Annotated in this window: 15 protein-coding genes; 9 read left to right on the top strand and 6 right to left on the bottom strand. The window is 64.8% G+C overall.

Annotated features, from left to right (window positions below; genetic code table 11):
• Window positions 1-22: 22 nt before the first annotated feature.
• From galU to elbB, 6 genes are all read right to left on the bottom strand, one after another.
• Window positions 23-895, bottom strand: coding sequence for a UTP--glucose-1-phosphate uridylyltransferase GalU (galU, locus tag PHAMO_RS10510; RefSeq protein ID WP_040566779.1), 873 nt, complete (start codon window positions 893-895; stop codon window positions 23-25).
• A 186-nt stretch (window positions 896-1,081) separates the two neighbouring features.
• Window positions 1,082-3,181 (bottom strand): heavy metal translocating P-type ATPase, encoded by a 2,100-nt coding sequence (locus PHAMO_RS10515; RefSeq protein ID WP_002729171.1) that lies wholly within the window; start codon window positions 3,179-3,181, stop codon window positions 1,082-1,084.
• Window positions 3,178-3,498: a hypothetical protein gene (locus PHAMO_RS10520; RefSeq protein ID WP_040566740.1), complete on the bottom strand. Its 321-nt coding sequence runs from the start codon at window positions 3,496-3,498 to the stop codon at window positions 3,178-3,180. The genes PHAMO_RS10515 and PHAMO_RS10520 overlap by 4 nt, the downstream gene beginning before the upstream one ends.
• Window positions 3,473-3,826: a hypothetical protein gene (locus PHAMO_RS10525; protein ID WP_002729174.1), complete on the bottom strand. Its 354-nt coding sequence runs from the start codon at window positions 3,824-3,826 to the stop codon at window positions 3,473-3,475. The genes PHAMO_RS10520 and PHAMO_RS10525 overlap by 26 nt, the downstream gene beginning before the upstream one ends.
• A 750-nt stretch (window positions 3,827-4,576) precedes the next feature.
• Window positions 4,577-5,329: a HesA/MoeB/ThiF family protein gene (locus PHAMO_RS10540; RefSeq protein WP_002729178.1), complete on the bottom strand. Its 753-nt coding sequence runs from the start codon at window positions 5,327-5,329 to the stop codon at window positions 4,577-4,579.
• Between the two features lie 3 nt (window positions 5,330-5,332).
• On the bottom strand, window positions 5,333-6,001 hold the full coding sequence (gene elbB, locus PHAMO_RS10545; RefSeq protein WP_002729180.1) for an isoprenoid biosynthesis glyoxalase ElbB: 669 nt from the start codon (window positions 5,999-6,001) through the stop codon (window positions 5,333-5,335).
• Window positions 6,002-6,125: 124 nt separating this feature from the next.
• On the opposite strand from elbB, the gene PHAMO_RS10550 reads away from it, so the two are divergent.
• The 9 genes from PHAMO_RS10550 (at window position 6,126) to hemW (ending at window position 14,430) form a co-directional block, all read left to right on the top strand.
• The gene (locus PHAMO_RS10550) at window positions 6,126-7,616 is read left to right on the top strand and encodes a carboxypeptidase M32 (protein ID WP_002729182.1); all 1,491 of its coding nucleotides are present in this window, start codon (window positions 6,126-6,128) and stop codon (window positions 7,614-7,616) included.
• Window positions 7,613-8,131: a gamma-glutamylcyclotransferase family protein gene (locus PHAMO_RS10555; RefSeq protein WP_002729184.1), complete on the top strand. Its 519-nt coding sequence runs from the start codon at window positions 7,613-7,615 to the stop codon at window positions 8,129-8,131. The genes PHAMO_RS10550 and PHAMO_RS10555 overlap by 4 nt, the downstream gene beginning before the upstream one ends.
• Before the next feature lie 65 nt (window positions 8,132-8,196).
• Entirely contained in the window at window positions 8,197-8,766 is a 570-nt protein-coding gene (locus tag PHAMO_RS10560) for a D-sedoheptulose 7-phosphate isomerase (RefSeq protein ID WP_002729185.1), read from the top strand.
• A gap of 122 nt (window positions 8,767-8,888) precedes the next feature.
• Window positions 8,889-10,535, top strand: a complete 1,647-nt coding sequence (locus tag PHAMO_RS10565) for an ArnT family glycosyltransferase (RefSeq protein ID WP_002729188.1) — start codon at window positions 8,889-8,891, stop codon at window positions 10,533-10,535.
• Entirely contained in the window at window positions 10,532-11,314 is a 783-nt protein-coding gene (locus tag PHAMO_RS10570) for a phosphatase PAP2 family protein (RefSeq protein WP_002729190.1), read from the top strand. Before PHAMO_RS10565 ends, PHAMO_RS10570 begins: the two co-directional genes overlap by 4 nt.
• The gene (locus PHAMO_RS10575) at window positions 11,311-11,871 is read left to right on the top strand and encodes an FCD domain-containing protein (RefSeq protein WP_002729192.1); all 561 of its coding nucleotides are present in this window, start codon (window positions 11,311-11,313) and stop codon (window positions 11,869-11,871) included. The genes PHAMO_RS10570 and PHAMO_RS10575 overlap by 4 nt, the downstream gene beginning before the upstream one ends.
• Before the next feature lie 92 nt (window positions 11,872-11,963).
• On the top strand, window positions 11,964-12,680 hold the full coding sequence (gene rph / locus PHAMO_RS10580) for a ribonuclease PH (protein ID WP_040566742.1): 717 nt from the start codon (window positions 11,964-11,966) through the stop codon (window positions 12,678-12,680).
• Window positions 12,680-13,285: an RdgB/HAM1 family non-canonical purine NTP pyrophosphatase gene (gene rdgB / locus PHAMO_RS10585; RefSeq protein WP_002729196.1), complete on the top strand. Its 606-nt coding sequence runs from the start codon at window positions 12,680-12,682 to the stop codon at window positions 13,283-13,285. Before rph ends, rdgB begins: the two co-directional genes overlap by 1 nt.
• A 5-nt stretch (window positions 13,286-13,290) precedes the next feature.
• Window positions 13,291-14,430: a radical SAM family heme chaperone HemW gene (hemW, locus tag PHAMO_RS10590; protein ID WP_002729199.1), complete on the top strand. Its 1,140-nt coding sequence runs from the start codon at window positions 13,291-13,293 to the stop codon at window positions 14,428-14,430.
• The last annotated feature ends 55 nt before the right edge of the window (window positions 14,431-14,485 follow it).

Below are 14,485 nucleotides of genomic sequence, written 5' to 3' on the forward strand. Positions count from 1 at the left end.
ATACGAAGACCCCCCTTGAGGATCAGAACTGGAACGGGCGCAGGACCGAACGAACGGCGTCGCTAATATCCGGGCGGTCGAGGGCGAAAGCGACGTTGGCTTCAAGCCAGCCGACTTTGTCGCCGCAATCGTAGCGGTTGCCTTCGAAGCGCAGGCCGTGGAAGGGCACCGTCCCGATCGTCTGGCTGATCGCGTCGGTGAGCTGGATTTCGCCGCCTGCGCCCTTTTCCTTGCGGTCGAGCACTTCGAATACGACCGGGTGCAGGATATAGCGGCCGATGATCGACAGGGTGGATGGGGCCAATTCCGGCTCGGGCTTCTCAACCAGACCGCGCGCCTTGGCGATGCGGCCATTGTCGGTCTCGACATCGAGAATGCCATAGCGCTTGGTGTGCTCGCGCGGGACATCGGAAACGGCGACGACATGACCACCGACTTCGGTGTGAACCGCGACCATCTGGCGCAGACACGGAGTCTTCGACAAAATCAGATCGTCGGGGAGCAGAACCGCGAACGGTTCGTCCTCGACCAGATCGCGGGCGCACCATACCGCGTGACCGAGACCCAGCGGCTCGCTCTGGCGGGTATAGGAAATCTGGCCTGATTTGGGCATCCAACTGGTGACCGCTTCGACCAGATCGAACTTACCGCGCTCCTTCAAGGTGCGTTCCAGCTCGGGAGCGTGATCGAAATGATCTTCCAGCGCGTTCTTGCCGCGCCCGGTGACGAAGATAAAGTGTTCGCACCCGGCGGCAGCGGCCTCTTCAACCGCATACTGAATTAGCGGCTTGTCGACCACCGGCAGCATTTCCTTGGGCATCGCCTTGGTAGCGGGCAGGAAACGGGTGCCCATGCCGCCAACGGGAAACACGGCCTTGCGCACATGACGAGCCATCAACACCACTCCTTCGCGCCGAAATTGCCAGCTGGCCAGCGGGCGCGAGCCGCCAATTCCAGCCGCGCAGTTGTGACATGGCCGGTGATCGGACGCAATCGCGCGCTGAACCAACGCGCTCTGCGCCGAATGCAATGCCTCGGATCGGTCGCGACCGTCATCCCGCCACAATCGGGACTGGGAGCCTCAGCGCCGCTCCGCGCGTAGCTTCCGGGTTCGCAGCGCGTTAAGCAGAATGCCGAGCGTGGTGCCGTTATGCAGGATCGCAGTCGAAATCGGTGACAGCATCCCCAGCGCCGCCGCCGACAGGATGCCGGTGTTCAGGCCGACGGTCAGGCGGTAATTGGTGGCGATCAGGTCCATTGCAGCTTTGGCGGCGGCCTTGGCATCGGCAACGCACTCGATATCGTCCTCCAGCAAGGCGACGTCGGCGGTCAGGCGGGCGATATCGGCCCCCTTCATCATTGCGATGCCGACATGAGCCCCGGCCAGGGCGGGGGCGTCGTTGATTCCGTCGCCAACAAACGCGATCCGCGCCCCCTGAGCGGCGAGCGAGTCGATGATGCGAGCCTTGTCCTCGGGCATCAATTCTGAATGGCACTCGTCCAGGCCCAGTTCGTCGGCCAGTTCGGTGGCACGGTCACGATGATCGCCGGTCAGCAGCAGGATGCGGCGGACTCCCAGGGCGCGCAGGCGGCGCAAGGTCGCGACGGTGGTGGGGCGCACCGAATCCTTCAACCCGATCACGCCCAGCAGCCGTCCGCCAAAGCCGATGAACAGTAGGGTTTTGCCGTCACGGTATAGTTGGTCGATGATCTCGGTCTGCGGGGTGATGTCGATGCCTTCGTCTTCCTGGACGAAATGGCGAGAGCCGACGACGATTCGCTTGCCGTCGATCACGCTGGCAACGCCATGGGCAACGATAAACTGAACTTCCTGGTGATCGAAATGGCGATGATTCTCGGTGGCGCGGGCGGCGGTGACCACCGCCATCGCCAGCGGGTGGAAGTAATGTTCCTCGACCGAGGCGGCGAGGCAGATCAGATCGTCGGGGGTAAAGGTCGGGTCGAAGGCGATGGCGTCGGTCACCTGCAACAGGCCGGTGGTCAAGGTGCCGGTCTTGTCGAAGACAAAGGTATCGGCCTGGGCCAGTCGCTCCAGCGCACTGGCTCCCTTGACCAGGATGCCCGCCCGTGCCGCGCCGTACATCGCCGATTTGAACGCGACCGGGGTGGCCAGCTTCAGGGCACAGGAATAGTCGGCTTGAAGCACGGAGGCGGCGCGCCGCCAGTCGCCGGACACCACGAAAGCGGCTCCGGCCAGTTTCAGCACCAGCGGGACCAGCCGGTCGGCCAGTCGCGACGCTTCCAACTGCGCTTCACTTTTGACCACCAGCGACTGCTCGACATAATCGGCAATGCGGGCGGCGGCGGTGCGGCGGCCGACCTGTTCGGCATAGATCGAGAGCCGTCCTTCTTCGACCAGGGTTCCAGACAAGACCAGAGAGCCGCGGCTTTTTTCGACCGAGACGCTTTCGCCCGTCATTGCTGCTTCGTTGACGGTAGCCTCTCCCGACAGCACCGTGCCATCGATCGGGATCACCGTGCCGGTGCCAACGACCACCGTATCGCCGACGACGACTTCGGCGGCGGGGATCAACACCTCTTCGCCGTCCCGCATCACCCAGATTTCGTCGCTGGACGGGCGCAGCAGATGCTTCAGCAGATCGTCGGAGCGGCGGGCGACCGAATGTTCGAGATGCTCGCCCAGCGCCAGCATGAACGTCGTGGTGTTGGCGGCGGTGTAGTCGGCCCGCGCCAGCGAGATCGAGACCGCCATCGCTTCCAGGCCGTGCGAGGTCACCCCGTTCTCGGCGTAATCCTCGGCCCCGTGCCGCAGCAGCGGCAGGGCGGCGGCCAGTGCCACCGGCAGCCGCAATGGCGCGGGGAGCAGCGGCGTCATCAGCAAGGTCATCAGACTGGACCCCAGCCCGGAAGACGTCTTTGGCGCGGCGGCGGGAGCCGTTTCCGGCTGGACCGTTGGCAGCAAGGCGGCGACCGAGGCGCGTAACGCCTCGGCTCCGGTCTCGGCCGGGTCATAGGAAAGGATCAGCGAACGCGCAGCCGGATTGATCCGTGCGGCGGTAACACCGTCCAGCTCGGAGACGGCCCGCACCAGCGGGGCGGTGGCGATCGGTCTGCCGTGCGACCGATAGCGCAGCCGAACCCGTCCCGGAACGCGGTGGACTACCTCCACCGCGTCAATCCAGCCGGCGTCCGGGATCATGCAGCGCCGCTTTGTTCGGCCTGAAGCTCGGCCTGAATGTCGGCGACCTGCTCCTTCACTTCTTCAAGTCCGCCGACCAGCCCGGAATAGAGCTTGACCCCCGAGCGGATCAGCTTGCCGCGCAGTTCCTCGTCGCTGAGGACATAGGCGGCGGCAGCGCCGATTGCCGCGCCGAGCAGGAACTGTTCAGTCCGTCCCGCAGGCAGCATCCGGCCCAGACCGGCGAACAGGCCACCCGTCCCGGCCTGGGGATTCCCCACCGGAAGACCGCGTTTGCCGTATTTGTTTTTCTTAGATTTCTTCTTTTTCTTGGCCAAAGCCAGTCTCCTCGTTCCGTTCGGATGATCCATGAGTCAGCAGGTATTCCGCCGCCAGTACGCCGCCCGCGCCCAGCGCCGCCGCCGTCAGGACAGTCGGGTAATCGCGCTGTCGCAACGCTTCGGCCACCATTGTCGCGGCGGACAAGGCCGCGCCGCCCTGAAGAGCGTGGCGCAGGATCTTGCGGCCACTCGGGGCGGGCGAAACCGGCTCCAGCCGGTCTTGAAACATGCTGAGAAGGCCGGTGGTGACGAAGCCGCGTGCAAAGGCCGTCGCCGCTTCGGTTCCGGCCTTACGTTTCGCGGCTTTGCCTTTGCCCCGCTTCATGGCGTGTTCCCGGCCTCGGGCGGCTCGGTGGGAGCCGGAGCGGCGGGGGTCAGCTTGCCGCGCAGGCTGGCAGATGATTTCTCGATCGCGGTCAGGCCGGAAACGGTGGCGTCGCGCAGGCCGCTCTTGGCCTGATCCAGGCCATGGCGGGTCTTGCCGCTAAGAGACTCCAGGGCGTCCTTACCCTTGCCGCTATTTTTCAAGGCGCGGACGCCGACAATTCCAGTCACCAGTCCGGTGGCGAAGAGCAAAACAGGATGCATGTCCGTGGGATCCTTTCGGGCCAGGGTTAAGCGGGATGACGGTCGGTTCCGACCAATCGGTGCGTCAGAGCCAGGGCTTCGGCCGAGCGGGTNNCGNGGCTCACCGGGACGGAGCGGAACGTCGCTTCGTAGCGTATCTTGACCGAGGTCAAGCGCGCGCAACCCCATCTCGCACACCATCACCTGTGCTCCCAATGCGACGCAGGCAGCCAGCAGATCCTCGAATCCGGCGATGCCTCTGGCGCGAAAGGCGGTGTCGATGTCTGGCGCGGTTTGCCCGCTTTGTCCCGTCGCGAGCTTGGCCCAGCCCGGATGTCCGTCCGCCGCACTCCGTTCCAGGGCGCGGGTGGCTGCCATGGTAAAAAAGAGGGTAACGGCGCGGTTACAGGCCAGTGCGGCGGCGGCCATCGCCAGAGCGTAATGAACCTTCTCGAACTCACCGGAAAACACCACGAGTGCCAACGCCCCGGTCTCGGGTCGATCCGCTTCAGTCATGATTGCCGCAAACCGAGCAGGCGGGATCACGCTTCAGGCGGGCGATGCTGACCGTCGTCTTCAATGCGTCGTAGCGGAGCAGGCGACCGGATAGACTTTCGCCGATCCCCAGCAATTCCTTGATCACCTCGGTTGCCTGCATCGTGCCCAATGTTCCGGCGACGGCTCCCAGCACTCCGGCATTGGCGCAGGTCGGCCCGTCTCCATCGGTGGTCACCTCGGGGTGCAGACAGCGATAGCACGGCCCATCGGGACGGAACGTCGAAAGTTGACCGTCAAAGCGGCGGATCGCCGCCGATACCAGGGTCCGCCCGGCCCGGCGGCAGGCATCGTTGATGAGGAATCGGGTCTCGAAATTATCCGATCCATCGGCAACCAGATCGTGATCGGCGATCAAGGCGTCGATATTGCTTGCGGTCAGGCGGGCACGAACCGGCACCAGCCGGACATCGGGGGTAAGGTCGGCGATCGCGGCGGCGGCGCTCTCGACCTTGGGCAGGCCCAGCCGCGCCATATTATGCAGGACCTGACGTTGCAGGTTCGACAGCTCGACCGTATCGTCGTCGATCACCGTGATCGTTCCGACCCCGGCCGCCGCGAGATACAGGATTAGCGGCGAGCCGAGACCGCCAGCCCCGACCACCAGAACCCGCGAGCTGAGCAGTCGCGCCTGTCCCGTTCCCCCGATTTCAGGCAGCAGGATGTGCCGGGCATAGCGGTGGGTTTGTTCCTCGGTGAAGGTCAACGTCTAGCGCCCCATCAAGGTCAGCAGGGCGCGGACGGTGTTTTCCGCCCCGGTGGCGATCGTTCCAATCGATGAATCTAGCATGTAGCAAGGCGAGGTCGCGATCTTGTGCGTCGCGTCGATCACCACCTCGCCCGGCCCGGCGATGCGATGGTGCGCGCCCATCGCATCGATGGCGGCGGCGGTGCCGCTGTCGTTGCCGATGGTGACATCGATTCCATCGCCGATAACCCGCGCCAGCAGCGCCGGGGCAATACACAACGCGCCGATCGGCTTCTTTGCCGCCAGCATCAGTCGGATCGCCCGCTCGGTGGGGGCATCGACGGCGCAGCCCGGTCCATCGATGGCGAAACCACACAGATTCTTGGCGGCGCCGAAGCCGCCCGGCAGGATCAGCGCATCGCACTCTTCGGGATCGAACTCGGCCAGATCGGTGATCGTGCCCCGAGCGATCCGGGCCGACTCGACCAGGACGTTGCGGGTTTCGTCGGGGACGACGGTTCCGGTCCGATGATTGACGACATGCAATTGGTCCCGGTCGGGGGCATAGCAGCGATAGACTCCGCCCAGCCGGTCGATGGCCAGCAGGGTCAGAACCGATTCGTGAATTTCGGTTCCATCAAAGACGCCGCAGCCCGACAGGATCACGGCGAATCTCGGTTGGGCTGACATGGCGGCGCGACTCCTGATCGAGGGAAGGGATAGGGGGCGATTATACGATTTCCTGCCGCCGGAGCCATGGTCTATCCTTGGTGGAAGCGTCAGATCCTCCCCCTATCGCGAGACATGATCCGCCATGACCAGCGCCTATGCCCAGCTTGAAGCCCGGTTCCACAAGGCGTCGGTGATCGGAGATTCCCTATCGATTCTGCATTGGGACATGGCGACGATGATGCCGGATGGCAGCGCCGAATCGCGTGCCGAGCAGTTCGCCGTCCTGCGCGGGCTGCATCACCAGATCCTGGCCGCGCCGGACCTGCCCGATCTGCTCGACGCTGCCGGGACCGAACCGCTGGACGCGTGGGAAAGGGCTAATCTGGCCGAGATGCGGCGCGACTGGATTCATACCGCCGCGTTGCCTGCCGATCTGGTCGAAGCGGTGACTCGGGCCGAAGCCGCCTGCGAAATGGTGTGGCGCGAGGCCCGCGCCGCCGCCGATTTCGCTCAGGTGTTGCCGTCGTTGAAAGCGTTGCTGGCTTTGGTGCGCGAGGTCGGCGCGGTGAAGGCCGAGCGGTTGGGGGTTGGGTTATACGACGCTCTGCTCGATCAATACGAGCCGGGCGGGCGGGCCGCCGCGATCGATCCGGTCTTCGATCATTTGGAAGGCTTTCTGCCCGGCTTCCTGGCCGAGGTGCTGGAGGCGCAGAGCTACAATCCGCCGCCCGCGCCGCCGCCCGGCCCGTTCCCGGTCGAATGCCAGCGCACGCTTGGGCTCGATATGATGACCCGCCTTGGCTTTGACTTTAACCGGGGGCGTCTTGACGTTTCGCACCATCCGTTCTGCGGCGGCCATGCCGACGATACCCGCATAACCACCCGCTATGACGAGACTGATTTCGTCTCGGCTCTGATGGGGGTGATTCACGAAACCGGCCATGCTCTGTATGAATTCGGCCTACCGGGCGGACGCTGGCGTCACCAGCCGGTCGGCCGTGCTCGCGGCATGGTGATGCACGAATCGCAATCCTTGCTGTTTGAGATGCAGGTGGCTCGCTCGCGCGCTTTCGCCACGTTCGCCGCTCCGGCGATCCGCGCCGCTTTCGATAGCGACGGTCCCGCCTGGGACGCCGAAGCGCTATACCGGCGGGGTATCAAGGTCGAACCCGGCTTCATCCGTGTCGATGCCGACGAGGTTACCTATCCCGCCCATGTCATTATCCGCTATCGGTTGGAGCGGGCGCTGATCGAGGGACGGATGGAATTGGAAGACCTGCCAGCCGCCTGGAACGAGGGGTATGGCCGCCTGCTCGGCATTACGCCGCCAAACGATCGCCTGGGGTGTTTGCAGGATATTCATTGGTATAGTGGGTCGTGGGGGTACTTTCCTACTTATACTCTGGGGGCGATGACCGCCGCCCAAGTGTTCGACGCTGCCCGTCGTGCGATTCCCGGCATGACCGACGCGTTGAGCCGAGGCGAGGTCCGGCCTCTGCTCGATTGGTTGCGCGCCGAGATTCACGGCAAGGCCTCGTCGCTTTCAACCACCGATTTGATGGTCGCCGCCACCGGACGCCCGCTCGATCCGGCCGTGTTCGCGGCCCATCTACGCGGGCGCTATCTGCCATGAAGGCAGCCGGGATCTCGATGCCGATGTTCTTTTTCGGCACTCTGATGGATGCCGATGTTCTGGCCCTGGTGCTGGGGCATTCCCTCGACGCCGTGAGGACCGAACCAGCCTTGGTGCGCGGCGTCCGTCGGGTTCACGTCGCCGGGCGGTCCTATCCGATGCTGCGTCCTCATCCCGGCGGACGGGTCGAGGGACATCTGGTTGGCGGTCTGACCCCGTTGGACCGGGCGCGGCTGGCCTATTATGAGGGCTGGGAATACGATGTCGGCACCATCGCCGCCATAGATTCGGCGGGTCGGATGGTGACCGCCGGGATTTATGTCTGTCCGCCGCAGATCCAGGCCGACGAGCGGGTGTGGCGTCTGGATCGTTGGCAAAGCGTTCATAAAAGTGTCTATTTGCCTCGGCTGCGCCTGCTGATGGATGGGTTCGACCCTGCCGCGACAGGCAATGATGGAGCCAAGCGGCCGCCGATGGCGCCGGGCGCAATGCGGGGGCGCCGGTCGGCGGGATAAGCATTGCCGCCGCGAGTGCAGCGCGGTAATCATCGACCTTACCGTGCCGAGAGGAGTCCGACGCCGTGGATTTCGCCGATTTTCTTGACGACCAGATTGCCGGACATGCCGAGGTGCTGGCCCTGACCGGCCCCGCCGTGCGCGAGCCGTTCCGCCATCTGGTCGAAGCCTGTATCGCCGCCCTGGCCGGGGGTGGTAAGATTGTGCTCTTCGGCAATGGCGGCAGTGCCGCGGACGCCCAGCACCTTGCCGCCGAGCTGGTGGTCCGCTATCGGGTCAACCGTCGGGCGCTGGCGGCGCTGGCGCTGACCACCGACAGCTCGATCCTGACCGCCTGCGGCAACGATTTTTCGTTCGACGACATTTATGCCCGCCAGATCGAGGCGTTGGGGCAACCCGGCGATGTCGCTATCGGCATCTCGACCTCGGGCAACAGCGCCAATGTGCTGAAGGCACTGAGGGCGGCCCGTGCCATCGGTATGGTTCCCGCCGGTCTGTCTGGCCGCGATGGTGGTGAGATGGTCGGATTGGCCGATCCGCTGTTGGTGGTGCCCAGTCCCGTGACCGCTCGTATTCAGGAAATGCATATCCTGATCGGGCATGCGTTGTGTGATCGGATCGAAGCGGCGGCCTAGCTGTCTTCGGACGGGAAGGACGTCTTTGCCGCTCGCTTCCTTCAGGAGCGGGCTTGACCTCGTGGGGGGTGTCGTGCTGTTGATGCCCCCGTAAGTTTCTTTTGTTGCAGGAAGACCAGGACGTGGATCGGCTGACTGGCGGCACCCGCCCTTATCTACTGCTTACCCTGATGTGCCTGTTCCTGTATATGCCGGGACTGGTCACGTTGCCTCCGCTTGACCGGGACGAGTCCCGTTTCATGCAGGCCACCCGTCAGATGCTGGAAACCGGCGATTACGTCCGTATCCAGTTCCAGTCGGAAATGCGGGCGAAAAAACCGGCCGGAGCCTATTGGGCCCAGGCGGCAAGTGTTATCGCCTTTTCCGATCCCACCACCCGCGAGCCTTGGCCCTATCGTCTTCCTTCGCTGTTGGCGGCCTGGGCGGCGACGTTGATGACGTTTGGAATCGGACGGCGGCTGTTCGGGCCTCCGGCGGCGCTGTTGGGGGCGGCGCTGTTGGCGTCGTGTCTGATGGTGGTCGCCGAAGCGCACCAAGCCAAGACCGATGCGATATTACTGGCGACTGTCGTGCTGGCCCAAGGGGTGTTGGGACGATTCTATCTGGCGGCCCGGCGTGGCGACAAGCAGCCCAGTTTCGGAACCGCGCTGATATTCTGGATCGCGGTCGGCGTTTCGGTGCTGATCAAAGGGCCGGTCGTGCCGGTGATCCTGCTGCTGACGATCTTGTCGCTGACGATTTTCGATCGGCGAATCATCGGGCCGGGCTGGCTGTGGGGGATGCGCCCGATCGAAGGGCTGGCGATCGCGATCGCGATCGCGGCACCATGGTTTTTCGCGATCAGTCAGGCCACCGACGGTGCTTTCGTCGGCGAGGCGGTCAAGAACGACTTGCTGCCGAAGCTGCTGGGCGCTCAGGAAAGCCATGGCGCCCCGCCGGGGATGTATCTTTTGCTGTCGCCGGTGACGTTGTGGCCAGCCTCTCTTCTGCTGGTTCCGGCCCTGATCTGGGCATGGGGCAAGCGAGCGTGGCCCGAGGTTCGTTTCTGTTTCGCCTGGATTATTCCGACCTGGGTGATGTTCGAACTGATTCCGACCAAGCTGCCGCACTACGTCCTGCCGGTCTTTCCCGCGCTGGCTCTGCTGATGGCGGCGTCGGCCTGGGGCGGCGATATGCGCGACGGTCGGGGCCTGCGTTTGTGGGCGACGGCGTGGAGCGTGATTGCCCTGGCCCTGGCGGGGGCGGTTCTGCTTGCGCCACTCGCCTATGGCGACCGCTTCGACCTGACCAGCCTGCCGGCCTTTGTCGCGATTGCCGGGACCGGGCTGTTGTCGGCGTGGCTGGCGATGCGGGGCCGTGTTCTGGGCGCGGCCTTCGCGGTGCTGGTAACCTCCTGTGCTACGTTTCCGGTGGTATTGGACGGGGTATTGCCGCAACTCAATCAACTGTGGGTCAGCCGTTCGGTCGCCGAACTGGTCGCGACTCGGCCGCATCAGGGGCCGGTGGTGGTGGCGGGCTATTCCGAACCCAGTTTGGTTTTCCTGCTTGGCACCGACACCCGTCTGACTACCGGGAGCGAGGCCGCCGCGATTCTGGCCGAACGGGCCGGGACGCTGGTTCTGATCTCCGACCGTGAGGAAGCCGCGTTCCAGGCCGAGTGCGCCGAGCGGGCGGTGAAGACGGCGGTGGTTGGTAAGGTCAAGGGGTTCAACTACTCGCGCGGACGCCCCGTTGCGTTGACCGCGTATGCGGTGGAGGACAAGCCATGAGCCTGCTCGATACCATGTTGCTGCCGCTGGAACGGATCGCCATCGCTATCGGTGCTCGGTGGCAGAAATTCAGTCACGTCCGCACGGCCGTCTCTGGCCAGTGGAACCGTACCTTGCGCTCGCCGATGGTGTGGGTCTCGCTATACGCCCTGGTCCTGGGCGGATTAGGGGTGGCGGTTCTCGACGAACCGCTGGCGCTGCTGTTCAAGGAAACGGTGTCGGGCGATTTCGAGGGGTTCCTCAAGATCGTCACCGAACTGGGCATTGCCGGTCTGTGGCTGATCCCGACCGGGGTCCTCTGTCTGATCTTTTTGCTGGCGCGGCGAGTCGCGGTCAGTCCGGCGGCGCGCGAACGCTTTACCCGTCTGGCCTGGGCTCCGGGATTTGTCTTCCTGTCAATGGCGGTATCGGGGCTGATCGCCGATCTGCTGAAGTTTCTGATTGGGCGCAGTCGTCCCCAGATGCTGTTCGACCAGGGGATCGCGACCTACACGCCGTTCTCGCACGGCTGGGCGGTCAATTCCTTTCCGTCGGGTCATTCCCAGGCCATTTTCGCCGCGATGGTGGCGTTGGCGCTGGTGTTTCCCCGCTATGACCGCGCCTATATCGCCCTGGCGATCCTGGTCGCGTCCAGCCGGGTATTCACCACGGTCCATTATTTCTCGGACGTGGTGGCCGGAGCGTGGTTAGGGATTTTTGTCACCCTGGCGTTAGCCAAGCTGTTGGCTCTGCGTGGGGTTGATGTCCGGTATCGGCCGCTCAGAGAGGGAACGTGGTGAGCCGCGATACCGATACGGGCGGAGCTGAACCGCTGGCGGGGCTGCTGCACGGGCATCCCGAGACCGCCTTCGATTATTTCGAGTTCCGCCGTCTGATGGCCGGTTCGGTTGCCGAGATGGCCGCGACGCGCGCGACCGAGGCCGATCTGGCCCGGATCGCCGCCTGCGTTCAGGCGTTGGAAGATGCCCACCTGCACGACGATCCCGATCAGGAAGCCGCCGCGGATACCGATTTCCACACCGCTTTGTGCGAGGCGGCAGGCAACCCGGTCACCTCTCGGGTGATGCTGCGGATTTTCGAAATGCTGCGCGGCGGGGTGTTCTATGACCGCTGTGATCTGTATCGCCGTCGGGGTGTGCGTGACGGGTTCCTCGCCCAGCATCGCGCGATGTGGCAGGCGATTCTGTCCCGCGACGCCCCGCTGTCTCGCCGTCTCAGCGAGGCGCATATCGACGCGACCGAGGATGCCCTGCGCGAGGCCCGTGACGACGACGCCCGCCGCGAGGTGGCTCTGCGTCGCCAGGATGGGATTGGCCTGACCTCCCGCCGTCCATGAGGCGGTGGGGCGAGGCGCTGTGAGCCCCCGTGACAGTAAGAAGAATCCGGGATAGGGTCACGGCCCGTATGAACTATGAGGACCCGTTTGCAATGAGACCTTCCGGCCGCGCCTTCGATCAGCTTCGTTCCATCAGCCTCGAACCGGGCTTTTCCCGGCATGCCGAAGGATCGTGTCTTGCCCGCTTCGGCGACACCCACGTTCTGTGCACTGCCTCGGTCGAAGAGCGGGTGCCGCCCTTCCTGCGCAATACCGGCAAGGGCTGGGTTACCGCTGAATACGGCATGTTGCCGCGTTCGACCCACACCCGCACCGACCGCGAGGCGGCCAAGGGCAAGCAATCTGGGCGGACCCACGAGATTCAGCGTCTGATCGGCCGCTCGCTGCGTTCGGTGGTCGATCTGGCCGCGATGGGCGAGCGTCAGATCCGTATCGATTGCGACGTGCTCCAGGCCGATGGCGGCACCCGTACCGCCGCGATCACCGGAAGCTGGGTGGCGTTGGCTTTGGCCTTCCGCAAGCTGGTCGAGCAGGGCCTGCTGGCGGCGGTGCCGCTGACCGACCATGTTGCCGCCGTCTCCTGTGGTCTGTGCGAAGGCGTCGCGGTGCTCGATCTCGATTACCCCGAGGATTCGACCGCCTGGGCCGATGCGAATTTCGTCCTGACCGGGCGGGGTGGCATCGTCGAAATCCAGGGCACGGCCGAGGAATGCCCGTTCGCCCGCGATCAGTTCCTTGATCTGCTGGCGTTGGCGGAAAAGGGTGTGGCCGAGTTGGTCGAAGCCCAGAAGCGGGCATTGGAGGCGTGATGAGTCCCCGGCGTTTCGGCGGCGGTCGGCTGGTTATCGCCAGCCATAACCAGGGTAAGGTGCGCGAGATCGGCGACCTGCTCGCGCCTTTTGGCGCCGATGTGGTGTCCGCCGCGACGCTGGGGCTTCCCGAACCGGACGAGACCGGCGTCACCTTCGTCGAGAACGCCGAATTGAAGGCCCGCGCCGCTGCCGCCGCCAGCGGTTTGCCGTCGCTGGCCGACGATTCCGGTCTCGCGGTGGCGGCTCTGGGCGGCGCTCCCGGTATCTTCTCCGCCCGCTGGGCCGGGCCGAATAAGGATTTCCTCGCCGCGATGGCGCGGATTGAGGCCGAACTGGGCGAGCAGGCTGACCGTTCGGCTCGCTTCGTCTGCGTGCTGTCGCTGGCGTGGCCCGATGGCCATTGCGAAAGTTTCGAAGGTACCGTCGCGGGTGAGATCGTCTGGCCGCCGCGTGGGGACAAGGGATTTGGCTATGACCCGATTTTCCGGCCTGTGGGCGGCACCTTGACCTTTGCCGAGATCGAACCCGCCGCCAAGCACGCCATCAGCCACCGCGCCGACGCCTTCCGTCAGTTGGTCGCGGCCTGTTTTTCTCCCGGCTGATCGGGGTGGCGGCGGAACCGGATGCCGGTTTCGGGCTTTATGTCCACTGGCCGTTCTGCCGGTCGAAATGCCCCTATTGCGATTTCAACAGCCGACCGGCGGGGGCGATCGATCAACCCCGCTGGGCCGCCGCTCTGCTGGCCGAACTTGATTATTTTGCCGATCGGACGCCGGGGAGACGGCCAACCAGCCTGTTCTTCGGCGGCGGAACCCCGTCTTTGCTCGATCCCGAGATCGTCTCCGCCATCGTCACGCGGGTACGGGCGCGGTGGGATTGCGCGCCGGATTGGGAAGTGTCATTGGAGTCCAATCCGGACAGCGCCGATGCTGGGCGCTTTCAGGCGTATCGCGATGGTGGTGTCACCCGTCTGTCGCTCGGGTTGCAAGCGCTTGACGATACGGCACTGCGCTGGCTGGGCCGTCCCCACGACGTCGCCGAGGGCAGGGCGGCGCTGGAACTGGCCCGCACCGTATTTCCCCGTCTGTCGTTCGATCTGATCCATTCCCGCCCCGGCCAGAGTTTGGCGGCGTGGCGGGATGAACTGGCCCTGGCGCTGACCTTCGCGCCCGACCATCTGTCGCTCTATCAATTGACGATTGAGGATGGAACGGTCTTTGGCGCGCGTGGGGTCGAACCGCCCGATGACGATACCGGGCGCGCCTTGCTCGACCTGACCCGAGCGATGACCGCGGCCGTGGGTCTGCCCGCCTATGAAGTCTCCAACCACGCCCGCCCCGGCGCGGAATGTCGCCACAATCTGACCTATTGGCGGGGGGGAGACTGGGTTGGCATTGGTCCCGGCGCACATGGCCGTCTGGGCGTTGCGGCGATCGCTCAGAATCGCGATCCCGATACATGGCTTGCTGCCGTCGAAACGATCGGTCACGGTACCGAGACCGAGGAAACCCTGTCGCCCGAATCGCTTGCGGCCGAGCGGGTGATGATGGGGTTGCGTTTGGCTGCGGGGATCGATATCGGCGCGCTTGCCGCCGGATGTGGGCTGGCTGTCGAGCAGGTGATCGACCGCCGTGGTCTCGCCCGTCTGATCGAAGCCGGTTTGGTCGAAAGCGATGGCGACCGCCTCCGCGCGACGCCGGACGGCTGGCCGTTACTCGATTCCGTGCTGGCGATGTTGTTGGTGTAACGAGCTGTCCCTCCCCACCTGGACGTCTCTCAGAAGGAGAGGTCCAGGTGGGGAG

The sequence above is a fragment of the Magnetospirillum molischianum DSM 120 genome, from assembly GCF_000294655.1.
Lineage (GTDB): Bacteria > Pseudomonadota > Alphaproteobacteria > Rhodospirillales > Magnetospirillaceae > Phaeospirillum > Phaeospirillum molischianum.